The organism is Paenibacillus sp. FSL P2-0136 (genome assembly GCF_037975325.1).
Classification (GTDB): Bacteria; Bacillota; Bacilli; order Paenibacillales; family Paenibacillaceae; genus Paenibacillus_AQ; species Paenibacillus_AQ silagei.
Map to the genome: position 1 here is coordinate 3,073,735 of NZ_CP150244.1, position 25,268 is coordinate 3,099,002.

The following is a 25,268-nucleotide window of genomic DNA, read 5'->3' on the forward strand; positions in this document are numbered from 1 at the left end:
TTTCAGGGTTTGAAACAACAGAAAGGGGCCTAACGCCATTAGGCTCCTTTTGTATTTCCGGCCCATGTTAACAGGAGGGCGAAAGTCATTCACAAGGAAAAGATTATGGTATGTGTTCATTACGGCCCGCATGGCGAGCGTTTGATCCGGCGTGGAGTCCAGTTATCCGAGTTGATCGGGGCACCGCTGTATGTGCTCAATGTGGATAGTTCAGACAGTGATGAATATAATCAAAGCAAAGAAATGTATATGGCGGTCTGGAAGCGTCTGGCTGAAGAAGCCGGTGCTGAATTCATGGTGCGCAAGCGCCGCGGCCGCAAGACAACGGATGTGATCGTTGAAGCGGCAGAAGAACATGAAGTCACTCAGGTTATCATCGGGCAATCGGCCCAGACCTTATGGCAGGAGCTGACTAAACGCAACTTCGTCAATGAACTGATCAGCAAGATGAAGATGATGGATCTGCATGTAGTTGCAGTTCAGCGTATGCGCGCCGGTCTTGAAGAGACCCATGAAGAAGGGGTAACCGCTTATTTGGTGAAGAACGAGGGAATGTATCAGCTCAGCGATGAGCCGGAAGGTACAGACTTCATTAAAGGGAAATACTTCCACGAATTGCACACCGAGTTTGAGAATGGCTTGTTCAAAATTGAGCAAGATGGTAAAGCAAGATATTTGCATATCTGTGAAGGGAACTTGGCCGATCCGCTATAACCGGTCTTGTTGTCAGGAAGTAAGTACCAGTGTTCACAACCTATACCACTGAAGGGAAAAGGAGGCTTGCCTTTGCTGCATATAACCGTTCTTGTTCCGTTTCTTATGGCCCTGATGATAGCGCTTCTACGCGGGAGGGTACGCAAGCTCCATAGAGGATGGCTTGTACTGGCCGCACCGCTGATGTTATTTATCTACTTCTTTACCCGTATTCCGGTCATCAAGGGAGGGGATCTCGGATATGAAACATTGTCATGGATTCCTTCCCTTGGGATTGATCTGGTCTTCCATCTGGATGGATTAAGCCTGCTGTTCGCCTTGTTAATCACGGGAATGGGCACCCTGGTCTTTATCTATTCGATCTTTTATCTGGACAAACGCAAGGAAGAGCTGACTCCATTCTATGTGTATCTGCTGCTGTTCATGGGAGCTATGCTGGGAGTCGTCCTATCCGATAACCTGATGGTGTTATACGGATTCTGGGAGCTTACGAGTGTCTCATCCTTCCTTCTGATTGCCTACTGGCACCGGAGACAGAAATCACGCTACGGCGCGCAAAAGTCGATGCTGATCACTGTCTTCGGCGGTCTGGCGATGTTCGCAGGCTTCCTGATGCTATATGTGATGACAGGTACCTTCAGCATCCGCGAGATCTGGAGCCAGGTGGGCGACATCAGCGGACAAACGCTTTTCATCCCCGCAATGCTGCTTATTCTACTGGGTGCCTTCACCAAATCGGCCCAGTTTCCGTTCCACATCTGGCTGCCTGATGCAATGGAAGCGCCGACTCCGGTCAGTGCGTATCTGCATTCAGCAACCATGGTCAAAGCCGGTTTATATCTGGTAGCACGGTTCAGCCCGGTGTTTGCGGGGCAACATGAGTGGTTTTGGATAGTGTCGGGCGTCGGCCTGATCACCTTGATCTATGGATCGATCCAGGCGATGAAGCAGACGGACCTGAAGGCTCTGTTAGCTTATTCTACAATCAGCCAGCTCGGTCTGATTATGGGATTACTCGGCATGGGATCGGCAGCTTCCTTTTATACAGGGGAACAGGCTGTATTCTATACCGCCGCAACAACGGCAGCACTCTTTCATTTAATTAATCATGCCATATTCAAAGGTTCGCTCTTCATGGTGGTCGGAATTGTCGACCATGAGACGAATACCCGTGATCTGCGCAAGCTGGGGGGGCTGGTGTCTCTGATGCCGGTAACCTTCACATTAGCGCTGATCGGCAGCTTCTCAATGGCGGGTCTTCCGCCGTTTGCCGGATTCCTGAGCAAGGAAATGTTCTTCACGGCTGTGCTGAATATCAGACAGCTGGATATCTTCAGCCCCGGGGCCTTCTTTACCATATTCCCGGTGCTGGCGTGGATTGCAAGCATATTTACCTTTGCATACAGCATGATTATGGTCTTCCATACCTTCTTCGGGAAATATCAGCCGGAGAAGCTGGACAAAAAACCGCATGAAGCGCCCTTCGGCCTTCTGCTTCCGCCAGTAATTCTGGCACTGCTGGCCGTTATCACCGGCTTCTTCCCCAACATCCTGTCCAAGACACTGATCGTTCCGGGAATGAATGCCATTCATCCGGAGCTTGCAGCCAGCTCGCCTTTTTACGTCAACATCTATTTCTGGCACGGATTCACCGCCGAGGTCTGGATGACGCTGGGCGTGATCCTTCTCGGGATTATCGTATACCGCGTATATGGCCGGTTCAGCCTCGTGGATAAGGAATGGCGCAGCGGCCTCACGCTGACACAGGTATATGACGGGAGTATCCGGCTCGTGGAGGGACTGTCCCGTGCAGTGACAGGGCTATACATGACCGGTTCGATGCGTCATTATCTGATGTATATTTTCACCCTGATTATCGCCGTAGTAGGCGGTACTATGCTGTATTCGGAGGGCATTACGTTTGGCCAGGGGAACTACGCTCCGGTCACCTTCTTTGAAGTTGTTGCCGTACTGGTCCTGCTGACCGGTGCGCTCGCCATACCATTCGCGAAGTCCAGAGTCTCGGCGATTCTGCTTACCGGAATGGTCGGTTACATGGTAACGCTATTGTTCATCCTGTTCCGCGCACCCGATCTGGCCCTCACCCAGATGATTGTTGAGGTGGTCTCGGTCACGCTGTTCCTGCTCTGCTTCCGGCATCTGCCGAAGCTGAAGCGGGAGAAGGTCAAGCTGCGGGTTAAGGTGCCGAGGCTGATCATCGCCTTAGGCTTCGGGATCACGATGACGCTGGTGGCGCTGGCCGCGCTAGGCAGCAGTCCGTTCGAGTCTATCTCAACCTACTATGTGGAGAATAGTTACAAGCTTGGCGGCGGCAAGAACATTGTCAATGTGCTGCTGGTGGACTTCCGCGGCTTCGATACCATGTTCGAAATTACGGTGCTGGGGCTGGCGTCGCTGGCCATCTACTCGATGATCAAGCTGCAGCTGGATCAGGATCATACGCCTGTTCTGACCAGAAACAAACCGGATGAGAGCACGCGCCGCTATACCCGCAGCAATGATGTATTGCTGCAATCGGTGGCAAAGGTAGCCTTCGTGATCATCATCACGTTCTCCCTGTATCTGTTCTTCGCGGGTCATAATCAGCCGGGCGGCGGCTTTATCGGAGCCTTGATGGCTGCGGCGGCGCTGGTGCTGATCGCGATTGCCTTCGGTACGGAGTTTGTGGAGAAGGTGCTGCCGGTCGATTACCGCAAGTTAATCGCAGTCGGGATTATGATCGCTTTTCTCACCGGAATCGGTTCCTTTGTCTTCGATGCTCCGTTCCTGACCCAGGCCTTCGGTTACTTTGAACTGCCGGTCATGGGCAAGACGGAGCTAACCACGGCGATGCTGTTCGATCTCGGAGTCTACCTCTCGGTGATTGGTGTCACGATGAATATTATCTTTACGATCGGGAGGGATAACTAATGGAGATCCTTATTGCCCTGGCGATCGGTGTCTTGTTTACCGTAGGTGTCTATCTGGTCCTGTCCAAAAGTCTGCTCCGCATCCTGCTCGGGACGACGCTGCTGACTCACGGCGTTCATCTGCTGCTGCTGACGATGGCGGGCCTGAAGACGGGCGCTTCACCTCTGCTTGGGGAGAAGGCGGACAGTTATGTCGATCCGCTGCCGCAGGCGCTTATCCTGACTTCCATTGTAATCAGCTTTGGGGTATCCGCGTTCTTCATCGTTCTGGCCTACCGGGCTTACCGCTCGGCGGGAACGGATGATGTGGAAGGAAGCAAGGGGGAGAGACCATGAACAACCTGCTGGTACTGCCTTTGCTGATCCCGGCCTTTACGGCGGTCATCCTGATTTTTCTCAAGGAACGAATTAAGCTGCAGCGTATCCTCAGTGCCATCAGTGTGCTGGTGAACATCGCAGTAGCGCTTATCATTATGTACCAGGTCCATACGGATGGGATTCAGACGCTCTATATGGGAGGCTGGATTCCGCCTTACGGCATCGTCTTCGTAGCTGATATGTTCGCAGCGCTGCTTGTCTTGACGGCTGCGGTGGTAGGGGCGGCTTGTCTGTTCTTCTCCTTCGCAAGCATCGGTGAGGAGCGGGAGCGGTTCTACTACTATACATTTTTCCATTTCCTGCTCACCGGTGTGTTCGGCTCGTTCCTGACGGGTGACCTGTTCAACCTGTTTGTCTGCTTCGAGGTGCTGCTGGTTGCTTCCTACGCCATGATTGTTCTGGGTGGAACCCGGATACAGCTGCGGGAGACGCTCAAGTATATCCTTGTCAACGTAATTTCCTCCACCCTGTTCGTAGCGGCGATTGCTTATCTGTACGCGGCGACAGGCACGCTTAATATGGCTCATCTGGCCATCCGTGTGGGAGAGGCCGGGCAGGGCGGAGTCATGAATGTGATTGCCGTACTCCTGCTGCTGGTGTTCTCGCTCAAAGCAGGCCTGCTGCTGTTCTTCTGGCTGCCGGATTCGTACAGTGCTCCTCCGCAGGCGGTAAGGGCATTGTTCGGCGCACTGCTTACCAAGGTGGGGCTGTATGCCATCACCAGAACGTTCTCACTGATTTTTGTCCATGATATGGGCCTGACCCATTCGCTGATCGGCTGGATGGCTGGGGCCACTATGATTCTTGGAGCCATAGGGGCACTCGCCTATAATGATCTAAGCCGGATCTTTAATTATAATATTGTCATCAGTGTCGGCTTCATCGCTTTCGGTATCTCTGTGGCTACCCAGGATTCGCTGAGCGGGGTCGTATTCTATCTGATGCACGATATGGTTGCCAAGGCACTGCTGTTCTTCCTGGGCGGGCTGATTGTCGCAGCTTCGGGGACGGAGCAGCTGAGGCTGATGGGCGGTCTGATCCGCCGGTATCCGTGGACGGGCTGGATGTTCTTCGTCCTGACGCTGGCGCTGGTCGGCGTCCCTCCGCTGAGCGGTTTTGCCGGGAAGGTCATGATGGTCCGCAGCGGCTTCGGAGAGCAGCATACCGCGCTTGCGCTTATCGCTCTGGCTTCCAGCTTCGTCGTCTTGTATTCGCTGATCAAAGTCTTCCAGCAGGTATTCTGGGGAGGCGAGAAGAGCGATGAAGAAATCCGTCCTCTGCGCTACAAAGCTATGATGGTACCGGCTGCGGCGCTGTTTGTGCTCGTCATCCTGATGGGCATAGGCGCCGAGTGGGTGAACGGCTATGTGGGGCAGGCCGGCGCAGTCCTCGCTGATCCGGCAGCGTACATTAATGCTGTCATAAGGAGTAGATGAAGATGGCCTTTCAAATATTATTGAATCTCATGATCGCCTTCCTGTGGATGTTCCTGAATAATGACTGGACGGCCTCCGGCTTCATCATCGGCTATGTGCTGGGGGTGGCCGTACTGGTGGTTATGCGGCGCTTCTTCGACGGACGGCTGTACCTGGGTAAAATATGGGCAATTCTGAAGCTGGTGGCCTTGCTGCTGCGGGAGCTGGTGGCATCCAGTTATGTAGTGGTGAAGGCGGTTCTTCGCCCGAATCTCAATATTCGCCCGGCTATCCTGATGTACCATACGGAGCTGGAATCGGACTGGGAGGTGGCGGTGCTGATTACTATGCTCTGCCTTACGCCGGGTTCCGTCGTGCTGGAGGTGTCCAAAGACAACCGGACCTTATACATTCATGCCATGGACATACAGGATGTGAAGCAGTTCGATGCGAATATCCGTAATACCTTTGAACGCGCGATTCTGGAGGTGACCCGTTCATGATTCAATCGATTCTCATGGTGGCGCTGTCGATCATGGTCATCTCCATTGCTATCTGTGCCTGGAGGCTGGTCAAGGGGCCGTCACTGCCTGACCGGGTAGCCGCACTCGATACCATCGGTATCAATCTGCTGGCGATGGTCGCCGTCCTCTCGGTCCTGTTCAAGACGCAAGCCTATATTGAATATATTCTGCTGATTGGAATCCTCTCTTTTATCGGGACGATGGCCTTGGCCAGATATATCGAAAGGGGGGTGGTGTTTGAACATGGACCTGATCAAGACGGTCATTGAGTATGTGTTTGTCTTGCTGATTCTGACCGGAGCCTTGCTTAGCGCAGTCAGCTCTGTAGGTCTGATTCGCTTGCCCGATGTCTACTTAAGATCACATGCCGCCGCCAAAAGTGCTACGCTCGGTGTGCTCTGTGTACTCAGCGGCGCATTCCTCTATTTCGCCTTCTTCCTCGATTTCATCAGTGCGAAGCTGCTGCTCGGAATCGTGTTCGTATTCATGACTTCTCCGCTCTCCGCTCATCTGACCGGCCGGGCGGCTTACCGCTCCGGTGTTCCGCTCTGGAGCCGCCGCGTCCAGGATGATCTCAAGGAGGCGCTGGAGAAAGAGCAGGAACAGGTGAAGACCGATTCATCCTCATCATAGATTAGTATAAAAGTACAAACAGGGATGCCCAACGGCCGTAATTGGTCCGAGGGGCATCCCTGTTTGCTTACTGCTGAGCTTGCTGCGGAATAGTGTCTTTGTATGCCGTCTGTCTGCGGTACAGGTGCAGAAGCACATACGAGGCAACGAACGCTGCGGTTACCAGCCACAGCGGAATTCTCGGGTCGAGCTTGTATGCCCAGCCTCCGATAATACCCGCAGGTGCGGTGAATACCAGGATCAGGACCGACAGCATGGAGAACACCTTGGCCCGCTTCTCATCATCAATGGCGTTCTGCACGGCTGCCTCCAGATAAGGAGAGCTGATCATCAGGCCTACGGCTGCCAGAATGGTGCTCAGCCCGATCCAGATGAAGCTCGCTGATGGGTATAGAACCAGCATGGCATTCGACAGAGCAGATAAACCGAAGCCTGCCATCATGGCTCGGCTTTCGCTCTGATCCGGGATTCTGGGCATCAAGAGCCACAGGGTCAGCAGCATGATGACAGAGGACACCGCCGGGAACATAGACAGGATGCCGCTGTCCAGCTGGATGTAATCTGCCAGATAGAGGTACAGGTAGGTGCTTTTCAGCGTAGCCTGGAAGTTGAACAGAATGTATACGCCGAAGATCAGCAGCAGATTGCGCTCAGCCCCCAAATCACGGAAGGCGCCGCCGTATTCAATCATACTCTCTCTAAGGCCGAGCTCCCGGGTCTCTTGCCTTTTGCGGATGCCTGCCTCGGTCTCCCGGGTAGTCAGATGACGGCCCACGAACTGGAAGGTCATGAAGAGGAAGGCCAGCACGTACATGATTCTCATGCCCGTGACCATTCCATACTGGTGGACAAGCAGACCGCCCAGCGGTGCGAACAGGCCTCCGATCACCCCGATGATCTGCAGTAATGTGAATACATAGGTCCGGTCAGAGGGTCGGGTATCTTCAACTATCAGGCAGTAAAAGGCGATATGCGGCACACGCTGGAAGCCGTTAATCACTGCAGCTGCGGCGAAAAACCACAGGTTCTGTGAGAAGGCCCATAACAAGGTGGCGAGGCTCCAGCTAAGCAGGTCAAAGTACAGAATAGCCCACTTGCGTCCTAGCCGGTCTGTTAAGTATCCGCTGAGCAAAGAGGAGAATACCTGTACTAAGAGTCCGATGGTTGTTATCCAGCCGATGTTCAGCTCGGTCAATCCAAGCTCATACATGTACAGGGTGGCATAGGTAGAGAACATGCTGTAGGGAATCAGGAAAAAAGGCTCAAAGGTCAAGCAGCCCCGGCTGTTTCCCTCCAGCCGCGGAAAGAAAGGTTTTGCCATGATGAAATCCTCCAGGGAACCGTTTCAGGTCAGGTTATTTTCCATTATGGAATAGATGCTTTCTATATTGGAATTGTTTGTATGGCGACCGCGCGTTTAGAATGTAATCATGCCTTGGCGCCTTAGGTACATTTTATTTCCGAAGGAGAATGTGAAATTTGTTACAATGCAAGTTCAGGATGATGATTGAATTACATAGTCAATAAATGCCGAGATGCTGTCTGTATTCTGTTTATTCTTGGGATTCACCATGGCAAACGAGCTAAGAACCGGATCGGCCAGCGGCACGATGCTAAGCTTGGGATGATCCACATAACGGGCAATCTGATTCATTAGCAGGGTTACGCCGAGATTCTCGGCGACGAGCTCCATAATAGTCTCAATCCGGCTGTTGGTGAAGAGTACCTCAGGCGTGAAGCCGGCCTTGCGGCACTCTTCCACACAGGTAGTATATATACCCGAAGTCGAGTTAAGCAGAATGAATTTGTCGGTCTGCACCCGGGCCAGCTCCACGGAGGCTTGATCTGCCAGGGGATGATCCTTGGAGACCACCAGTACTAAGAAATCATCCACCAGCGGATGCACCTCGGAGAGCCCCTCGGGAATATAGTTAGTTCGCATGAACGCTACATCCACCTCGCCATTGCGGAGCATGGATACAATGATATCATTTTCTTTTTCAATCAGATGCAATTTGATATGCGGATACATTCCTGTAAACCCGGCTATGATTGAAGTCATGCCATATTGTGACATCACGGGAATGGTCGCAATGGATATATGGCCTTTTTCGAGCAGCTCATGCTTCTTCATGTTCGACATCATCTCATTGTAATTGGCCAGAATCTTCTCGGCATATAATACGAACTCATCTCCGGCAGGCGTCAGGCTGATCGTCCGTGTCCTTCGGTCGAACAGCAGGGTGTTCAGCTCGCCCTCCAGGGATTTGATCTGTTTGGATATCGCGGATTGGGTGATGCACAGCTCATCCGCTGCGCTGGAGAAGCTCAGATATTTACGAATTGTCAAAAAATATTGAAGCTGTGCAATAGTCATGGGTGATCATCCTATCTGAAGGTATAGTGGGTTCTGAAGTAGAGTGGCGTATCGCGACCTTTATATATTAACAAAAATGGTTCCAAGAAGGAGTACAAATGAGGAAAAAGAATCTAAAGAAGATGCTGTCGGTTATGCTGTTGGTGTCATTGGTGATCTTATCTGTGGCAGGATGTTCAGGTACAAAAAATGAAGATAGTTCTAAAGATGCCGGGGGCATCACTTATAAGGCCGGAACCTATACAGGATCTGCGGACGGGAAAAACGGTGCGGTGCAGGTGGAAGTTACCTTCTCGGAGCATGCCATCGACGCTGTGAAGGTAGTGAATTTCAAGGAGACCGAAGGGGTCAGTGACGCATCCGTTACCAAGATTCCGAAGGCTATTGTCGATAACCAGTACTTGAAGATTGATGCCGTCTCCGGGGCAACCGTCACCAGTGATGCGATCCTGGCCGCCGTCGCCGATTGCGTAACCCAAGCCGGTGTAGATCCGCTGGTTCTGAACAATGATGTGAAGAAAGTGGAATCGACCGAGGTAGAGGACTTAACGACAGATGTAGTCGTCATCGGCGGCGGCGCGGCAGGCATGTCCGCTTCCCTTCGTGCAGATGAGCTTGGACTGAAAACCATCCTGCTGGAGAAAATGACTTACATCGGCGGGGCCATCTCGATTAGCGGCGGCAATCAGGTGGTTGGACTCTCCAAGCTTCAGCAAGATGCTGGAGTTACCGACGACAGTGCCGACAGCATCGTGACGGATTTCCTTGCCAACGGGGGCAATAAGAACGTTGCCGAGTTATTGAAGCTGTTCGCAGCCAACGTCGGGCAGACTACAGACTGGCTGAATCAATATGTGGGGATTAAATACGATATGGCAGGCGGATTGCATAAGCTGGCAGAGTACAGTCATGACCGGGAGCTTGCCTACGATCAAGGCGGACCCGGATTCGCCAAGCAGGCCCGCCAGAAGGTCGAAGAGTCGGGTGTGGAACTGTACCTGGAGACCAGAGCAGAGAAGCTGGTTACAGATGATAGCGGAACTGTTACAGGTGTCGTTGCCAAAGACGGCACCGGGAAGACCTACAATATTACAGCTAAGGCAGTGATTATGGCTACCGGAGGTTATGGTAATAATAAAGACCTGCTCTCCGATCAGTTAAAGACCGCTCTATACTATGGTCCGACCTCCTCGACTGGAGATGGAATTGTAATGGCCAAGGGTGAAGGCATCGATGCCGCAACCCGCCTGATGGAGTACGGGAAACGTTACCCCAATGGAGTTGAGGTATCCGAGGGAATTGCGAAATCTACCATTGTCGGCAATATCGCTGCATTCAAAAAGAGCGGAATTCTGGTGAATAGTGCCGGAGATAGAGTAGTGAATGAGAAGTCCAGTAATCGCAGCATTCTGGAAGTGGAACTTACGCAACAGAATCAGATGCTATACTTGCTGATGGATCAGGCAACCTTCGATGTGTTCAAGACCAGTCTGGGTGAAGCAGGAATCTCACAGGGTGATATTGAGACATGGCTGAAGAACAATGGTTCAACTAAGCCGTATTTCTTCCATGCCGAGACGGCTGAAGCGCTGGCAACGGCTGCCGGAATGGATGCTGGTGCGCTGCAGAACACCATTAACCGCTATAACGGCTTCGTTAAGGCCCGCAAGGATGAGGACTTCGGGCGTTCAGCGGATTACATGAAGGAATCTATTGGATCAGGCCCTTACTATCTGGTAGAGCAGAAACCGCGTTTCGCTACAACCATGGGGGGACTGGTTGTGAACGCGGACTTTGAAGTCCTGAACACGAGCAGCCAGATTATCTCCGGACTCTATGCAGCTGGCGAGGTTGTTGGAGGTGTCATGGGAGATGACTCCCCCTCTGGGGCCAATAATGCCTGGGCATTGACCTCCGGTAAGCTGTCAGCAGAGGCAGTGGCGGATAAGCTTAAATAAGCCCGGCTGTCCCTATAGTGGAAAAGACCAAGGTGCCATGAGATAATATGTTATCCGAAAATTAGATAAGGTGGTTAACATGTTTATCATCATTGGGCTAGTATTCATTGCTTTATACGCGTTAATTGTCTTCTATATCGGCTGGAGCGGCTGGGGCTGGATCAAGCCGGTCGTCTCCGGACGGTTCAGGCTGTTCTACATCATTGCGCTGATCTTCCTGGCCAGTTCGCTGATCCTCTCCAGAGTGGTGGCGGGGTCAGCGGTCTTAAGCGTCATTGGCAGTTACTGGCTGGCCGTTTTCAGCCTGCTGCTCATGCTGCTGCCGCTAGTGCACCTTATGGTCTGGCTCACGAAGCTGGTCAGGCTGCCACGCCGAGCCGTTCAGAAGTGGTCCGGTATTCTAACGCTGGTTGCGCTGGTGAGCCTGCTCGGGTATGGAAGCTATAATGCATACAGCCCGGTTGTGCGTTCCTACGAGGTACAGATTGACAAGCCGGGTCCGGCCAGCGGTAAGCTTCATATCGTGATGGCTTCGGATATGCATTTCGGTTATTTATCCGGCAAACGCCATGCGGAGCGGATGGTACAGGAGATTAACGCCTTGCACCCCGATCTAATACTGCTCCCGGGCGATATCGTGGATGATGATGTCAGGCCGTATAAGGAGAAAGGACTCGGCGCTGTGCTGGCGAAGCTTGAAGCTCCGCTCGGAGTGTATGCTTCCCTGGGGAATCATGACCGGTTCAAAGGCGGGACGGAGGAGATCATCAGCCTGCTGAAGGAGAGCGGGATGCAGGTGCTCTATGATGAAGACGTCGAGGTGGGCGGCTGGCTGACGCTGATTGGACGGAAGGACTACAGCGATAAGGAGCGGGCCAAGCTGGCTGATCTGACCAAGGACATAGATCATTCCAAGCCAGTGTTCATGCTGGAGCATCAGCCGGTGGAGTTCGGGATTGCGCAGGAGCAGGGCGTGGATCTGATGGTCTCCGGCCATACCCACCGCGGGCAGATCGCGCCAGCCAACCTGATCACTTCCCGGGTGTTCGAGAATGATTGGGGGTACCTGAAGAAGGGGCAGCTTCATACCATCGTGTCTTCAGGCTATGGCTTCTGGGGTCCGCCGATCCGCATCGGGTCGCGCTCAGAAATCGTGTCCATTCAAGTGCAGTTTTCTAACGCAGACCAGTAAGTTGACAGGGCTGACCCGAGATGGGTTAGCTCTTTTTTTTGGATAAAGGTTTACAAATACCTGTAGATCGGCTATATTGTACTGGTACAATAAGTACACTGTTCACGCAAGGAGGCAGCGTGTGGAGATCATCATCAGTAGTAACAGGAACAAGCCCATTTATGAGCAGATCACCTCGCAGATCAAAGGCAAGATTATGAGCGGAGAGCTTCAGGCAGGAGATCCCATACCTTCGATGCGTGCCTTGGCCAAATCCATTCAAGTCAGTGTCATCACCGTACAGAAGGCGTATGAGGATTTACAGCGCGACGGCTTCATTGAGACTACGGTTGGCCGGGGGAGCTTCGTTTCCGCCGTGAGCCAGGCCCTGTTTCAGGAAGAGCAGCAGAAGCAAGTGGAGGAGCATCTGATCACAGCGGCCGAGATCGCCCGCGCAAGCGGAATCAAACTGGAAAAGATGGTGGACATGCTGACTGTCTTTTATAAGGAGGGTAATCATGAATCTTAGTTTGGAAATCACCGGACTGACCAAGTCCTATGCCGACTCCGGCTTTATGCTGGATAATGTATCATTAGCAATTCCCAGCGGAACCATTATGGGGTTCGTGGGTGAGAATGGAGCAGGGAAGACGACAACAATCAAGTCTATTCTGAACACGGTTCAGATCGACAGCGGTACAATCCGGCTGTTAGGCCAGGAGATGACGGATAGGGATACTGCTTTACGCGAAGACATCGGGGTTGTGCTTGATTCAGCTAATTTCTCGACGATATTGACCCCCGGCAAGCTTGCTAAGGTGATGCGCGGAATCTACCGGCAATGGGATCAGGAGCTCTATGTGAGGCTTACGGACAAGTTCGCTCTGCCCATGAATAGGAAGATCAAGGAATTCTCGCGGGGCATGACGATGAAGCTTGCCATAGCCGCCGCCATGTCGCATCATCCCAAGCTGCTGATTCTCGATGAGGCTACCTCGGGACTCGACCCCATTACCAGAGAGGAGATTCTGGAGGTATTCCTGGAGTTCGTTGAGGACGAGCATCACGCCATACTGATGTCTTCTCATATCACAAGCGATCTGGAGAAGATCGCCGATTATATTACCTTTATTCATCAAGGGAAGATCATTCTGACTGCGATGAAAGATGAGCTGATCTATGACTACGGCGTGGCCCGCTGCACCAGCGACCAGTTCCGGCGTATTGCTGAAGGTGACAGGCTGGCTTACCGGGTGAAGGAGCATCAGACCGATGTGCTGGTGAAGGACAGAAGAGGCTTCGGGCAACAATACAGCGGGATTACGGTGGATCAGGTATCCATTGATGAAATTCTGCTGCTGCTCGTAAAGGGGGAGAAATAATATGCGCGGGCTGCTGTTAAATAATTATTACTCACTGCAAAATAACATCAAATCCTCCCTCGGCATTGCGCTGCTTCTGTCGCTGGTTTCCTTTGCCGGGGTGGATCACAGTGTACTGAATGCAGTCATCGCGGCGCAGATTTGGATTTTTGTGTTGAGCATCGGGGCCTCCCTGCAGATGGATGAGGCTTCTAAATGGAACCGGTTTGAACTCACCATGCCGATCAGAAGGAGAACGGTCATCCATGCGAAGTACCTGTCCTTCCTGATGTTAATGCTCATGGGCACCGCTGTAAGTCTGGTTACTCTGGCATTAACCTATGTAAGCAAGGGAGACATAGCACATTTGAACCTGTCCACCGGGTATACCTTCGGTTTATCTTTATCTATCTCCACCCTGGCGATCTATTATCCGGTCATTCTTAAATTCGGTGTGGAAAAAAGCGAGCAGATGGTGATGATATCGGCAGGGCTAGCGGTGGGCCTTCGTTTCCTGGTGTGGATGCTGCTGAACCTGTATATGGACGATGTGAACTATAATGGTCCTGAAACCGGGTATGTCACCCTGCTCCTTGCTGTTCTCCTGTTCGCGGTGTCGTATCTGATTTCCGTGCGGATTCACCGGAACAAAGAATTCTGATCCTGCTGTAAGCCGGTGGCTTCCTCGGCTTCCTCAGCTTTGCCGGCTCCGCATGATCTCCTTGTAGACTTCGATGGCGTATGCCCGGGACCGCTTCAGATCCACAATGGCATCTTCGGCGGGCAGGTGAATGTCCTTATCAGACCAGTCCTCGCGTTCCGGCAGCCAAGTGCGGATATAGCTGCCGCCGGGATCATGGGTCTGGGATTGGGTGACCGGATTCATTACCCGGAAATAGGGAGAGGCATCGAAGCCGAGCGAAGAGCTCCACAGCCAGCCGCCACGGTTCTGGGCGTTGTCATAATCGCTTAGCTTCAGCCGGAAATAACGCTCGCCATAGATGAAGGGACAGCCCAGATTCTTCGTCAGGAACATGGCCGTTATCATCCGCAGCCGGTTAGGCATCCAGCCGGTTGCGTTTAATTGGCGCATAGCTGCATCGATGACCGGAATGCCGGTCCTGCCCTGAGCCCAGGCCTCGAAGTGCTGTGTCCCCAGCACAGAGAGATCATATACATTCTCATAATTGAAGAAATCCCGGTCCAGCCGTGCTTGACCCAGATAGAAATCCCTCCAGGCCAACTGTCTCAGCCAGTCTTCGCCGATATCCTCTTCTTCAGTAAGTCTGCTATATAGTGTCCGTGCCGAGATCGCTCCCGTATTCAAATGCCTGCTGATCCGGCTGGTGCGTTCATGTGCGTAATGATCCCGGTTGATCTTGTAATCCTGCAGGTCTGCGTGAAGGAAACTCTCGAGCACATGATCCGGGTTCATCTGCTCTGCAGCGGGAGCCAGCGCTGTAAGCTCCCGGGCAATCTCTTCGGGAAGCTGGAAGGCGTCTGCGAGCTGCGGGTGAAGATCAACGGTTCGCAGACTACTTAGCCCGGCAGCGTACGGCGGCTGGAACCGCTGCGCGAGAAAAGTACGCCAGCGGCGGTAGAAGGGAGTAAACACCTTGAACGGCTCACTCCGGCCGCACCAGTCCATGAATGCATCCAGATCACAGAGCATGCTGTCATGCCGGGCATGGAACCGGAGGTTCAGCGCATAGGCGGTATCCTGCAGAAGCCGGTCTCTGGTGAGCGCATAAGGTGTATAATCCGCATGGATGCTGACTTCCTGGATAGGATGTACCCCGGCCAGACGCTGTAAGACCGCCTCCGGCTCTCCATATAGGAGATGTAGCAGCTTACCTTGTTTCGCATATTCCTGCTGAAGACGGGCAACATGCTGAAGGAAATTCTGTCCGCTATGCTCCAGATAACGCTTATTCCGGAGCAGGAACGGCTCCAGTATTAATACATGCAGCGAGTCTTCCTGCGCCGAAGCTATGGCATCGAAGGCCGGCAGATCAGAAGTCCGCAGGTCCTTGCGGTGTATGAATAGAATCATAGATGTAGTTCCTTTCCGATGCAGGTGTGATCTGTTAAATTCTAAACGGTATGGCAGGCAGATACAACTGGGTTAACCCCTGCATATGGTGAAGGTTCATGGGATCAACTACTCCAAAATAAGGGAGCTGCCACTTCTGTGTTGCTAAAGCCTGCTTATTGGTTACGGTATCCCAGGCTGGATATACCCGTATCGCCATTTTTCCCGGTGTATGATCGGTTGCCAGCACGCCATGCATTTTCAGCAGGTCCTTCGGAAAGACAAACTGTCCAAGCGCCCCGTTGACGGGATGGAAGGTATTGATGACCAGCAAATCAGGGGCATCGGCATAGGAGAAGGCCTGGTTTTTACGCCCGACATTTTTTTCCCACATCGCGACAAATTGACCGGTCTTCGTGGGGGTGATTTTGGCAACCCGAAACCGGACGGAAAGATCACCCAGTTGAAATAGACCGGCTCCATATTCGGCGTTCTGTGTTTCTTCACGTATGGAAGCGACAGTTAAGCGGGCCGGTGCGTACAATGCTTCATTTATATAAGCTAACGTGGTATGAAATTTATTCATAGTCTGTCCCTTCTTCCATAGAGATGCTGATGCTGTTTCTACTATAGATACTATCAGGGAAATCGGCCTGAAGGAAATTTTCCGGTAGTCGGTCAGGTTTTTTGTTAGAATTAGGAAGGCAACAGCAACAGGATTTTACTCGACTAAAGGAGAGGTCTTATTTGTTGAAAAGAACGTTCACAATCATACTCTCGGCACTATTGCTGCTATCGGGCGGTATTACAGCATTTGCCGCAGAGCAAGGCAGCACTGGAGCAGGTGGAGCTACCCCATCCGGCATTCCGCTGACCGGGCTGGAAGCTTTTGTAGACGATTATGTAAAAGAATACATAGGAACGCAGACCGTAGGCGCTTCCGTTGTGATGGTGAAGGATGGACAGGTCGTGCTGTCCAAGGGGTACGGCTTCGCCGACGTGGAACAACAGAGCCCTGTCTCCCCGGATACGGTCATGGAATGGGGCTCTATCAGCAAGCTCGCCGTATGGACATCCGTAATGCAACTGGCTGAGCAGGGCAAACTGGATCTGAATGAAGATATCCGTAAGCTTTTGCCGGAGCATTTCCTGACCAAGCTGGAGTATGACGAGCCGATCACCATGCTGCATCTGATGAACCACAATGCCGGATTTGAAGAGTATATGTTCGATATGGCTTACCAGTCGCCTGAGGAAGTGCGGTCACTGGAAGAAGGTCTGAGGCTGGCTCAGCCGGCACAGATCTACAGACCGGGAGAGGTAGTCGCTTATTCGAACTACGGCAACTCACTGGCTGCCTATATTGTGGAGAGAATCAGCGGGCAGCCTTATCATGAATACGTCCAGCAGCATATTTTTGAGCCGCTGGGCATGAAGCATTCCATTGCTTATTCCGTGGTGGAAGACCGCCCGGAACTGCTGAAGCTCAAGGCCAAAGGGTATTTCTTCGCCGGACAAGGCTCCTTCAAACAAGGCTCATGGAATTATATGTCCATGTACCCGAACGGCGGAAATAACGGGACTGCGGAGGATCTGGCCAAGTTCGCCATGGCCTTCATGCCCGCAGCCGGAGAGCAATCCCCGCTGTTTCAGAAGTCCGGTACGCTTGGTACGATGCTGACCCGGAGTCATTCTGCTGCAGAAGGCATGCCGGGCATCGCCCACGGGTTCTGGGAGTATCCCGGGGCACACCGGACGCTGGGACATGGCGGGAACACGATTGCTTTTGCCACCAACCTTATGCTTGTGCCTGAAGACCGGTTTGCAGTCGTGATTATGACGAACCAGGCGGGCGAATCCCACATTGTACATGGTCTGACCAAAGCGGTAGTGGGGCAGAGAGCGCAGACGGAGGCAGCGGTTCTGCCGGACGTGTCAGAGGTGGAAGGCCGATTCGTCGCGGCGCGCCGTCCCGGCCATGGCTTCATGAAGCTGTTCCCATATCTGACGATGATGAAGCTTGAGCCTCAGGGAGCAGATCAGCTTAAGGTGTCACTTGCCGGGATGAGCGGAAGCTATAAGCAGGTTGAGCCGTACCTCTATGAGAAGACGGGCGGGGATTCAGGACTGGATGCCTGGCCGATGCTGTATGCCACAATGAAGGACGGGAAGGTAGAGGCTGTCTCGGTGTACACCTCCGATTATCTGCCGCTGTCTCCGGGCCGGTCCATGCCGTTACTAATTCTAAGTGCAGCACTTGCAGCGCTGGCTATCGTCTATTTTGTTATTGCTCCGTTCGTGTGGCTGGTACAGATGCTATTACGCAAAAGGAGAGCACAGCGTAACCGTCCTGCACCCCGATCCGCCAACCGGAAGCTGACGGCCGGACTGACCTTAACCGGTACCGGTCTGGTGGTGAACAATCTGGTGCTGGCCTTACGGATGCTTAGCAACAATGAACGTGCCTATGCGGAGGTGTATCCGCAGATTATAGTGAATATTGGGCTAACCGGACTGGCTGCACTGCTTATCGCTGCGCTGTTTCTAACCAGGAAGAGGCACCTGACTCCGTCGCCTGCTTCAACGGCCCGTTATCCTTGGTCTGTCATCGTGCCCATGGTGATGATGGCAATTCTGCTGGCCCAGCTTGTATTCTGGGAGTTCTACAGTTAAGTAGCATTCAAGTAGGTGATTGTATTTCCTGCAATAGAAAATGGATTACTGACCGTAAAATGAGATTCTATTGTATTTCCTGCAATAGAAAATGGATTACTGACCGTAAAATGAGATTCTATTGTATTGTATACAGTAGAATCTTGTATTCTGGGTGAAAACAGGCCTTTGTTCAACATTCAATTGTACGGAATACATTAGATTCTATTTCGAAGCCTTTTTTACAGCAATCCATATATTTAACTCTGACGCTCTACTAGCAGGAAATAGATGGATTTTATCCATTTACTGAAGGAGGCTGGAGCCCTGCGACGACAACAATTGGAAAAAGGGCACTTAATTCGTCTCCAAGAACGTCTAATAGCGAAAATGGATAGTAGCAGCTGCTGTTTATCCACTTATTTTCCTGAATTCAACAAACAGGTGAAAATTAAGATACGTTTTTCCACTTGTTTTAAATCCCACCCACAGGTGCGGCGATTATCTGCTCGTAGGGTATCGACAGAATACCTTTCATTCTCTGTACTAACTTCAAACGGCTAGGCCATCCTCCTAAGGACGGCCTAGCCGTTTCCACTTCTGCAATAAGAGCCATATTAGTATTTCGGTTGCTTAATGAAGGGGGATAGTACCTTCTGTGCAAAGGGACGAAGCCAAAAAGCTACAACGGTCGTTCCCGTCCATGAGCTGCGCTTATTTTGCAGATATTGATCATTAATGATATAAGTCCGGGTCGAAGCAGGGCTCCTAAGGCCCAGCCGTTCCCATTCAGCCGGATCATTGGACCCTCCAAGCCTGACCAGCATCGCCTCTTCCGCACGGTTGATCTTGCCCGGGATCTGATCGAACGCTCCGGTAATCTGTGTATGAAATTCATCGATCGGGCTGCGGCTGGCGATGCTCTCCAGGTGAATGCCTTCGCGGAGATAGGAGACGAAGGCTAGATGGTCAGCCCAGCATTCATCGATATAGAATAGCCGTACCCGCTGCTCCGCAGGGCTCATCGGCTGCTCGCCCAGCAGAATGCTGAGCCGCTCTGCGTAGAGAATCCGCCGCTGGTCCTCGATCATATCCGAATAACGGTTCAGCTCGTTATGGATATCGAAGTTCTGACTCATTACAATTTGCTGAATACTTACGATTTTCCGGCCAAGCAAAGGCTCTTCAATAGCTTCCTGCTGTCTGACCGCATGGGCTGGGGTAGGGGAGCTGAAGCGGCGCATCAGATCGTCTTCCAGACTGACATAGAAGACAGAAGCCCCCGGGTCGCCCTGGCGGCCGGAACGCCCGCGAAGCTGGTTGTCAATCCGTACGCTTTCGTTCACATGGGTGCCAATGACATATAAGCCGCCGAGCCGGGCGACAGCGTCTGCCTGTACCGGATCACCGCCGCCGAGCCGGATATCGACACCGCGTCCCGCCATATTCGTTGAGACTGTTACGGCGCCCAGTTCTCCGGCTCTGGCGATAATATCAGCTTCCTCAGCATCATTCTTCGCATTCAGCACCTGAGCGGGAACCCCGGCAGCCGCAAGCTCCGCAGCCAGCATGTCCGATTCCTCAACACTTGCGGTTCCGATCAGAATGGGACGGCCCTCCCTGTGAATAGAGGAGATGTCCTGCACGAGCGCCTGATATTTGGCTTCCTTGTGTGTGTAGATCCGGTGCGGGTAATCGGTCCGGATGTTCAGCCGGTTCGGCGGAATCTGTACCACCTGCAGAGCATAGATATCCTTGAATTCCATAGCGGAGGCACAGGCTGTAGCCGTCATTCCGCAGATTTCAGGATATAGGCTAATGAAGTGTTGAATAGTGATCGTACCGAGTATTTTCCCGCCTGCAGCCCATTTCAGTCCTTCCTTCGCTGTCAATGCCGCTTGCAGCCCGTCCGGCAAATAACGGTTCTCTGCCACGCGTCCTGTATACTCTTCAATCAGCTCGATAGCACCGCCACGGACGATATAATCAATATCCTTCGTTAATAAGGTCTCCACATGCAGTGCACAATTCAGTGAGGTTAGCAGCTGACTATTCCGGCTATCATAGAGATTACCGCATCCCAGCAACTCTTCTACTTTGGCAGCACCCACATCGTTCAGGTATACGTTCCGCTGGAATTCGTCATAATCGTAATGTTCTCCAGCCAGCAGCTGCCGGGCCAGATCCGCGTATCGCATGCCGTCGCTATGACTGACCTCAGATTCTCCGCTGATTACAAGCGGTACCCGCGCTTCATCAAGCAGCAAGGAATCGGCTTCGTCCACGATGACGTAGTGGAAAGGGCGGTGTACCGTAGCGGCTTCCGTGAGCGCAATGGTATCTCGCAAGTAATCGAACCCTGCTTCTTTTGCCGTAACATAGGTGATATCGCTCCTGTAGGCAGCCCGTTTCTCAGTCAGGCTCATGCCCGCTTGAACCGAATCCACCGATAGTCCCAGGAAGCGGTAAATGGGACCCATCCACTGCGCATCCCGCCGGGCCAGATAATCATTGAAGGTCAGCACATGAACGCCTTTGCCGGTCAGCGCATTCAGATAGGCCGGCATTACGGCTGAGAGGGTTTTGCCCTCACCGGTGTGCTGCTCGATCAGCATTCGTTCATGCAGGGCGATCCCGGCCATGATCTGGACATCATAAGGCTGTAAGCCGAGTGTTCTTGAGGAAACCTCACAGACTAATGAATAGGCATCGACAAGCAGCTCGTCCAGAGCTATGCCGGATTGGGCAGCTTGCTGGAGCCGGAAGGACTCCTCCTGAAGCTTGGTGTCATCCCATGCCTGCAAATTCCGTGTGCGGATTTGCTCCGTTTTGTCACGATAGGCTTTAAGCATATTCCGGTTATCGTATTCTCTGAAACGCTGCACGAATTTAGCGGCTATATTCATAGACAGTTCACTCCCCGTTCTCCCAACTACTAATATGAACGTCATCGGGCTACTTTACCTGTATATTATAGTCCATTACTGTTTCGGTTTACCAATGTATGGATTATAAGCTCCTGAGACAAGTATTAGCCGGATAGAAAAGGGGAGGGTAAGCGGCCTTTAGGCACTCAGCCCGCCGTCTACCGGCAGGATGACCCCTGTTACGAAGGATGCTTGATCACTAAGCAACCAGGCCGCAGCCTGTGCGACTTCTATGGGTTCAGCCGGACGCCGGAGGGGCGTTTTGGCACTGATTTGCTCGATAATCTCAGGATTGATGGAGACCCATTGTTGAATCATATCTGTCATAGTTGTGCCGGGGGCGATGGCATTGACCCGAATGCCCGCTGGTCCGTATTCGATGGCAAGCAAAAGTAATTAAAAAAACAAGCGGTCTTCAGACAAGGCGGATGGCCTTCCGAAGATCGCTTGTTTATGTGCAGAGCTTTTTACAATTAGCCTTTTACCCCACCGACAACCATCCCTTTAACGAAATACTTCTGCAGGAACGGATAGACGATGATAATCGGTACACTCGCTACAATGGTCATCGTAGCACGGATAGAGGTCGGTGTAACAGTCGCTTTATTGCCCTGCGCGTTCGCAAAGGCATCGGCTGCCGAGGAGCTGGACATCGCGGTGTTGGATGTTGACAGCATCTTCATCAGCTCGTATTGCAGCGTACTCAGGCTTGGCGTGGAGGAGTTGTACAGGAAGACGTCAAACCATGAATTCCACTGATAGACCGCTACGAACAGGGAGACGGTAGCCAGCGCCGGAACGGTCAGCGGAAGCACAATGCGCGAGAAGGTGATGAAGTCGCCTGCGCCGTCGATTTTGGCCGATTCCATCAGTCCCTCAGGCAGTGCCTCAATGAAGGAGCGGATGACGATCATATTAAATACGCCGATGATGCCCGGAATGATATAGACCCAGAAGCTGTTCAGCATGTTCAGCTCTTTGATCAGCAGGTAGCCTGGAATCAGACCGCCGCTGAAGTACATGGTGAAAATAAACGTGACGGACACAAACTTCTTCAGCTTATATTCCGGACGGCTTACCGTATAGGCCAGCATCGCTGTACAGAATACGGAGACCACAGTGCCGATTACCGTCCGTGCTGCAGAGACAAACGTTGAAAAGAAGATGTTGGATTCACTGAATACATACTCGAAGTTGCGCAGCGTCCATTCACGAGGCCAGATATAAATATCCCCGCGGACAGAGTCATTCGCTTCATTGAACGATAAAGCAAACATATTCAGGAACGGATAGAGGGTAACAATGACCAAGAGAATCATGAAGATCGTATTGCATATGTCGAAGATTCGGTCACCCAACGAAGAATTCCGGTATGAATTGGTTTTGGATTTAGCCATTACTTGTGTCCTCCTTTCTAGTACAATCTGCTTTCGCCCATACGCTTGGCGATATTATTGGCTGCGATCAAGAAGATGAAGCTGACCAGCGTTTTGAACATACCTGCTGCGGTGGCTAGCCCGAAGTTATTCATCTGCATCCCGTACTTCAGTACGAAGATATCCAGATTCTCCGAATAGTCGAGGTTCATCCCGTTACCTAACAGGTACTGCGCCTCGAAGCCGGACTCCAGAATATGGCCCAGATTCATAATCAGAATCAGTACGATAACCGGCTTAATACCCGGCAGGGTAATATAGAACATTCTTTGTAGACGGGATGCCCCGTCAATCTCAGCCGCTTCATATTGAGAAGGGTCGATGGAGGTGATGGCTGCCAGATAGATGATAGTATTCCAGCCGACATTCTTCCAGACTTCCGTAACCCCGAGTATTCCCCAGAAATACTTGCCTTCGCCCAGCCACAGAATTGGATGATCAATAAGCTGCATTTTGACCAGCAGCACATTGATGATCCCTTCCGGTGCCAGTGCCATTTGTACAATATTGGCCGCTACGACCCAGGAAATGAAGTAGGGCAGGTAACTGATCGTCTGAACGGTGCGTTTGAAGAATACATTGCGCAGCTCATTAAGCAGAAGGGCCAGAACAATAGCCGTTACAAAACCCAGTACCAGGTTAATAGAGCTCATAACCAGAGTATTACGAAGTACGCGATAGAACTGCTGTTCCTGGAACAGGAACTTGAAATTGTCCCAGCCGACCCACTTCTGGTCGAACAGATCCTTGGCTGGCTTGAATTTCTGGAAAGCAATCGTCCATCCCCATAGGGGGAGGTATTTGAATACAATCACCCATAACAGAAAGGGCAATGACATCAGCATCAGCATTTTCTGTTTAGATAGCTCTTTAAAAAAGGTTTTGAAGCGCGAAGTGCCGGTATTATTCGATTTTGCCAACTGCACAGCGGTTTTTCCCACCTGTACCGTCCCCTTTCCAAGCTCCATATTCTCTATTTGCTAACAAGTGTAAGTGTAGAAGGGAAAAGTGAAGGCGAGCTTCACTTTTCCCGGTTCATCATGCTGCATCTGGGAAGCGGACGCTTACCATTTGCCGTCGATGCGGTCCTTGATCTTGTTAGTCATGAATTCTTCGTAGCCCTTAGCATCGAGCTTGTTGTATTCGGCCAGGTATTCACTCCAGACCTTTTCAAATTGGCCAGGGGCAGCAAGCACCATACGAGGATAGTACTTCTGCTGCAAATCGCCGGCTCTCTGGCTGAAGAGCTGCTCAGGGGAGCCCGGTTCTTTCTCAATACTCCAAGCAGGGTACCATGGACGCTCTACCGGCTCGGCATAGAAGTCGGAGAAGGTCTTCAGGTTGTATGCCTTCAGCAGTGTTTTGTCGCCTTCTGTGTAGTTGATAGCTGCAACTTCCGGCTGGTTGAACGGAACGTGGGCGTTGCCGTCATCATAAACGGAGTTGTCGCCATAACGCGGCCATTCATAATCGAAATAAGCGAAGCCGAATTTACGTTTGAAATCATTGTCGTTGCGGTTTGTCAGCTGTTCTTCGCTCATCACCATACGGCCTTCAGCGTTCTTAGTGTAAGTTTCGCCTTCAATGCCCCACTCTACAAGCTTCTGGTTCTCGTCGGTCAGCAGGTTGTCGAAATACTTGATGATGCGGACCGGATCCTTCGCGCTGACAGAGATGCCCAGCCCGCGGTTGTTCACGAAGGACGGAGGATCAACATAAGCGTCTTTAATGCCTTCGTCAAATACGATAGGAAGGGCAACGTAACGCAGGTCGTCATTGCCAGCGGATCTCAGGTTGTTAGTGGCGTCGTTGATTTGCCAGGAATAGTTGACATATCCGAGCACACGGCCGGAGGTCAGCTTCGCCAGATACTGGTCTTTGTTCGCTGTGAACGTCTCTGGGTCAACCAGACCCTTACCGTTCATTTCGTTCAATTTGGCCAGCCAGCGCTTCTCATCTTCGGTTCCCTGATACAGCTTGGCTTCATGAGACTCCATGTCCACCAGGACGCCGCCTTCATTCGGATAACCGGCCAGATGCATTGGCTGGTTGGTGATGGTGAAGAATTCACCGGCTGTACCGGCGAAGGTGGCGAAGCCGATGGTGTCTTTACCATCCACCTTAGGGTACTTGGCCTGGTATTTCTCAATCAGGTCAAAGTACTGGTCAAGCGTTTTCACTTCCGGGTAACCGAACTCCTTAAGGACGCGTCTCTGCATCCAGAAGGTGCTGCTAGGGTCCGGGGGTGACAAGTATCCGTTTACATTTGCAGTGAAGGGAAGGATATAGATGTTGCCGTCTTCATTGGTGATCTTGTTCATATAATCGCCGTAGACACGCTTGATATTAGGGCCATACTTCTCAATCAGATCATTGAGCGGAATGTATGCACCGGCATCGAGCAGCTTGGCCAGCTCGCCGACTGGAGAGATGACATCCGGATAGTCGCCTCCGGCAATCATAACCCCGGACTTGGTGCTTCCATCGCCAACTACGTATTCCATTTTCCAGTCTACACCTGTCTGTTCCTGAAGCTTCTTACCGATGGTAGTATCACTGGCCATGGTATCCTTGTTGGCCCCGAAGCCGAAGTAAGTGAACGTTACCGGCTCAGTGCTTACCTCGCCGTCGTTGCCGCTGGAACTGTTCTTGTTCCCGTTGTTACCGCCCGAGCAGCCGGCAATGAGGAGGGCTGAAGCCATAACAGCAGCCAGTCCGGTTTGCAACCATTTCTTTGTACGCATTTCATATCCCCTTTCT

At 52.0% G+C, this 25,268-nt stretch carries 22 protein-coding genes; 13 read left to right on the top strand and 9 right to left on the bottom strand.

Annotated features, from left to right (window positions below; all coding sequences use genetic code 11):
* Nucleotides 1–105 precede the first annotated feature (105 nt).
* The 7 genes from NYE26_RS12790 (at nt 106) to mnhG (ending at nt 6,594) form a co-directional block, all read left to right on the top strand.
* Nucleotides 106–714, top strand: a complete 609-nt coding sequence (locus NYE26_RS12790) for a hypothetical protein (RefSeq protein WP_076077653.1) — start codon at nt 106–108, stop codon at nt 712–714.
* 66 nt (nt 715–780) lie between these two features.
* Entirely contained in the window at nt 781–3,645 is a 2,865-nt protein-coding gene (locus tag NYE26_RS12795) for a Na+/H+ antiporter subunit A (protein ID WP_339256266.1), read from the top strand.
* On the top strand, nt 3,645–3,980 hold the full coding sequence (locus NYE26_RS12800; protein ID WP_036729053.1) for a Na(+)/H(+) antiporter subunit C: 336 nt from the start codon (nt 3,645–3,647) through the stop codon (nt 3,978–3,980). Before NYE26_RS12795 ends, NYE26_RS12800 begins: the two co-directional genes overlap by 1 nt.
* Nucleotides 3,977–5,458, top strand: a complete 1,482-nt coding sequence (locus NYE26_RS12805) for a Na+/H+ antiporter subunit D (RefSeq protein WP_339256268.1) — start codon at nt 3,977–3,979, stop codon at nt 5,456–5,458. Before NYE26_RS12800 ends, NYE26_RS12805 begins: the two co-directional genes overlap by 4 nt.
* Nucleotides 5,459–5,460: 2 nt before the next feature.
* On the top strand, nt 5,461–5,940 hold the full coding sequence (locus NYE26_RS12810) for a Na+/H+ antiporter subunit E (protein WP_209873388.1): 480 nt from the start codon (nt 5,461–5,463) through the stop codon (nt 5,938–5,940).
* A complete protein-coding gene (locus tag NYE26_RS12815; RefSeq protein ID WP_209873390.1) occupies nt 5,937–6,230 on the top strand; it encodes a Na(+)/H(+) antiporter subunit F1 in 294 nt (97 codons plus the stop codon). Before NYE26_RS12810 ends, NYE26_RS12815 begins: the two co-directional genes overlap by 4 nt.
* Entirely contained in the window at nt 6,205–6,594 is a 390-nt protein-coding gene (gene mnhG, locus NYE26_RS12820; RefSeq protein ID WP_076077665.1) for a monovalent cation/H(+) antiporter subunit G, read from the top strand. Before NYE26_RS12815 ends, mnhG begins: the two co-directional genes overlap by 26 nt.
* A 67-nt stretch (nt 6,595–6,661) precedes the next feature.
* Here the strand turns inward: mnhG and NYE26_RS12825 are convergent, their stop codons facing one another.
* Nucleotides 6,662–7,915, bottom strand: coding sequence for an MFS transporter (locus NYE26_RS12825; protein WP_339256273.1), 1,254 nt, complete (start codon nt 7,913–7,915; stop codon nt 6,662–6,664).
* 174 nt (nt 7,916–8,089) lie between these two features.
* Nucleotides 8,090–8,971 carry a LysR family transcriptional regulator gene (locus tag NYE26_RS12830; protein WP_339256275.1) on the bottom strand — a complete coding sequence of 294 codons (882 nt, stop codon included), beginning with the start codon at nt 8,969–8,971 and terminating at the stop codon, nt 8,090–8,092.
* A 98-nt stretch (nt 8,972–9,069) separates the two neighbouring features.
* Here NYE26_RS12830 and NYE26_RS12835 point away from each other — a divergent pair, with 98 nt between their 5' ends.
* The 5 genes from NYE26_RS12835 (at nt 9,070) to NYE26_RS12855 (ending at nt 14,122) form a co-directional block, all read left to right on the top strand.
* Complete coding sequence (locus NYE26_RS12835; protein WP_339256277.1) at nt 9,070–10,929, top strand: FAD-dependent oxidoreductase; 1,860 nt, start codon at nt 9,070–9,072, stop codon at nt 10,927–10,929.
* A 79-nt stretch (nt 10,930–11,008) separates the two neighbouring features.
* Nucleotides 11,009–12,121, top strand: coding sequence for a metallophosphoesterase (locus tag NYE26_RS12840; protein ID WP_036729032.1), 1,113 nt, complete (start codon nt 11,009–11,011; stop codon nt 12,119–12,121).
* A gap of 121 nt (nt 12,122–12,242) precedes the next feature.
* Nucleotides 12,243–12,629 carry a GntR family transcriptional regulator gene (locus tag NYE26_RS12845; RefSeq protein WP_036729029.1) on the top strand — a complete coding sequence of 129 codons (387 nt, stop codon included), beginning with the start codon at nt 12,243–12,245 and terminating at the stop codon, nt 12,627–12,629.
* Complete coding sequence (locus tag NYE26_RS12850) at nt 12,619–13,482, top strand: ABC transporter ATP-binding protein (RefSeq protein WP_339256282.1); 864 nt, start codon at nt 12,619–12,621, stop codon at nt 13,480–13,482. The genes NYE26_RS12845 and NYE26_RS12850 overlap by 11 nt, the downstream gene beginning before the upstream one ends.
* A gap of 1 nt (nt 13,483) precedes the next feature.
* The gene (locus tag NYE26_RS12855; RefSeq protein WP_339256284.1) at nt 13,484–14,122 is read left to right on the top strand and encodes an ABC-2 transporter permease; all 639 of its coding nucleotides are present in this window, start codon (nt 13,484–13,486) and stop codon (nt 14,120–14,122) included.
* Between the two features lie 33 nt (nt 14,123–14,155).
* On the opposite strand, the gene NYE26_RS12860 is transcribed toward NYE26_RS12855, so the two are convergent.
* Both NYE26_RS12860 and NYE26_RS12865 read right to left on the bottom strand, forming a co-directional pair.
* Nucleotides 14,156–15,514 carry a deoxyribodipyrimidine photo-lyase gene (locus NYE26_RS12860; RefSeq protein WP_339256286.1) on the bottom strand — a complete coding sequence of 453 codons (1,359 nt, stop codon included), beginning with the start codon at nt 15,512–15,514 and terminating at the stop codon, nt 14,156–14,158.
* Between the two features lie 34 nt (nt 15,515–15,548).
* Nucleotides 15,549–16,079 (bottom strand): MepB family protein, encoded by a 531-nt coding sequence (locus NYE26_RS12865; RefSeq protein WP_339256288.1) that lies wholly within the window; start codon nt 16,077–16,079, stop codon nt 15,549–15,551.
* A gap of 161 nt (nt 16,080–16,240) precedes the next feature.
* Between NYE26_RS12865 and NYE26_RS12870 the strand changes: the two genes are divergently transcribed.
* Complete coding sequence (locus NYE26_RS12870; RefSeq protein ID WP_339256289.1) at nt 16,241–18,166, top strand: serine hydrolase domain-containing protein; 1,926 nt, start codon at nt 16,241–16,243, stop codon at nt 18,164–18,166.
* 596 nt (nt 18,167–18,762) lie between these two features.
* On the opposite strand, the gene NYE26_RS12875 is transcribed toward NYE26_RS12870, so the two are convergent.
* The 5 genes from NYE26_RS12875 to NYE26_RS12895 all read right to left on the bottom strand — a co-directional run bounded on the left by NYE26_RS12875 (nt 18,763) and on the right by NYE26_RS12895 (nt 25,252).
* Nucleotides 18,763–21,051: a DEAD/DEAH box helicase gene (locus NYE26_RS12875; protein ID WP_339256290.1), complete on the bottom strand. Its 2,289-nt coding sequence runs from the start codon at nt 21,049–21,051 to the stop codon at nt 18,763–18,765.
* Nucleotides 21,052–21,210: 159 nt separating this feature from the next.
* Nucleotides 21,211–21,462 carry an SDR family oxidoreductase gene (locus NYE26_RS12880; protein ID WP_339256292.1) on the bottom strand — a complete coding sequence of 84 codons (252 nt, stop codon included), beginning with the start codon at nt 21,460–21,462 and terminating at the stop codon, nt 21,211–21,213.
* 83 nt (nt 21,463–21,545) lie between these two features.
* Nucleotides 21,546–22,469: a carbohydrate ABC transporter permease gene (locus tag NYE26_RS12885; RefSeq protein ID WP_036729010.1), complete on the bottom strand. Its 924-nt coding sequence runs from the start codon at nt 22,467–22,469 to the stop codon at nt 21,546–21,548.
* 17 nt (nt 22,470–22,486) lie between these two features.
* Nucleotides 22,487–23,428 (bottom strand): ABC transporter permease subunit, encoded by a 942-nt coding sequence (locus NYE26_RS12890; RefSeq protein WP_235191993.1) that lies wholly within the window; start codon nt 23,426–23,428, stop codon nt 22,487–22,489.
* Between the two features lie 144 nt (nt 23,429–23,572).
* On the bottom strand, nt 23,573–25,252 hold the full coding sequence (locus tag NYE26_RS12895; protein WP_339256294.1) for an ABC transporter substrate-binding protein: 1,680 nt from the start codon (nt 25,250–25,252) through the stop codon (nt 23,573–23,575).
* Nucleotides 25,253–25,268 lie beyond the last annotated feature (16 nt).

Excerpts from the sequence above, each read along its gene's own strand:
- NYE26_RS12860 (WP_339256286.1), bottom strand. The coding sequence starts at position 15,514 with ATGATTCTATTCATACACCGCAAGGACCTGCGGACTTCTGATCTGCCG.
- NYE26_RS12805 (WP_339256268.1), top strand. The coding sequence starts at position 3,977 with ATGAACAACCTGCTGGTACTGCCTTTGCTGATCCCGGCCTTTACGGCG.
- NYE26_RS12830 (WP_339256275.1), bottom strand. The coding sequence starts at position 8,971 with ATGACTATTGCACAGCTTCAATATTTTTTGACAATTCGTAAATATCTG.
- NYE26_RS12850 (WP_339256282.1), top strand. The coding sequence starts at position 12,619 with ATGAATCTTAGTTTGGAAATCACCGGACTGACCAAGTCCTATGCCGAC.
- NYE26_RS12840 (WP_036729032.1), top strand. The coding sequence starts at position 11,009 with ATGTTTATCATCATTGGGCTAGTATTCATTGCTTTATACGCGTTAATT.
- NYE26_RS12895 (WP_339256294.1), bottom strand. The coding sequence starts at position 25,252 with ATGCGTACAAAGAAATGGTTGCAAACCGGACTGGCTGCTGTTATGGCT.
- NYE26_RS12875 (WP_339256290.1), bottom strand. The coding sequence starts at position 21,051 with ATGAATATAGCCGCTAAATTCGTGCAGCGTTTCAGAGAATACGATAAC.
- NYE26_RS12885 (WP_036729010.1), bottom strand. The coding sequence starts at position 22,469 with ATGGCTAAATCCAAAACCAATTCATACCGGAATTCTTCGTTGGGTGAC.
- NYE26_RS12825 (WP_339256273.1), bottom strand. The coding sequence starts at position 7,915 with ATGGCAAAACCTTTCTTTCCGCGGCTGGAGGGAAACAGCCGGGGCTGC.
- NYE26_RS12790 (WP_076077653.1), top strand. The coding sequence starts at position 106 with ATGGTATGTGTTCATTACGGCCCGCATGGCGAGCGTTTGATCCGGCGT.
- NYE26_RS12815 (WP_209873390.1), top strand. The coding sequence starts at position 5,937 with ATGATTCAATCGATTCTCATGGTGGCGCTGTCGATCATGGTCATCTCC.
- NYE26_RS12855 (WP_339256284.1), top strand. The coding sequence starts at position 13,484 with ATGCGCGGGCTGCTGTTAAATAATTATTACTCACTGCAAAATAACATC.
- NYE26_RS12810 (WP_209873388.1), top strand. The coding sequence starts at position 5,461 with ATGGCCTTTCAAATATTATTGAATCTCATGATCGCCTTCCTGTGGATG.
- NYE26_RS12835 (WP_339256277.1), top strand. The coding sequence starts at position 9,070 with ATGAGGAAAAAGAATCTAAAGAAGATGCTGTCGGTTATGCTGTTGGTG.
- NYE26_RS12800 (WP_036729053.1), top strand. The coding sequence starts at position 3,645 with ATGGAGATCCTTATTGCCCTGGCGATCGGTGTCTTGTTTACCGTAGGT.
- mnhG (WP_076077665.1), top strand. The coding sequence starts at position 6,205 with ATGGACCTGATCAAGACGGTCATTGAGTATGTGTTTGTCTTGCTGATT.
- NYE26_RS12865 (WP_339256288.1), bottom strand. The coding sequence starts at position 16,079 with ATGAATAAATTTCATACCACGTTAGCTTATATAAATGAAGCATTGTAC.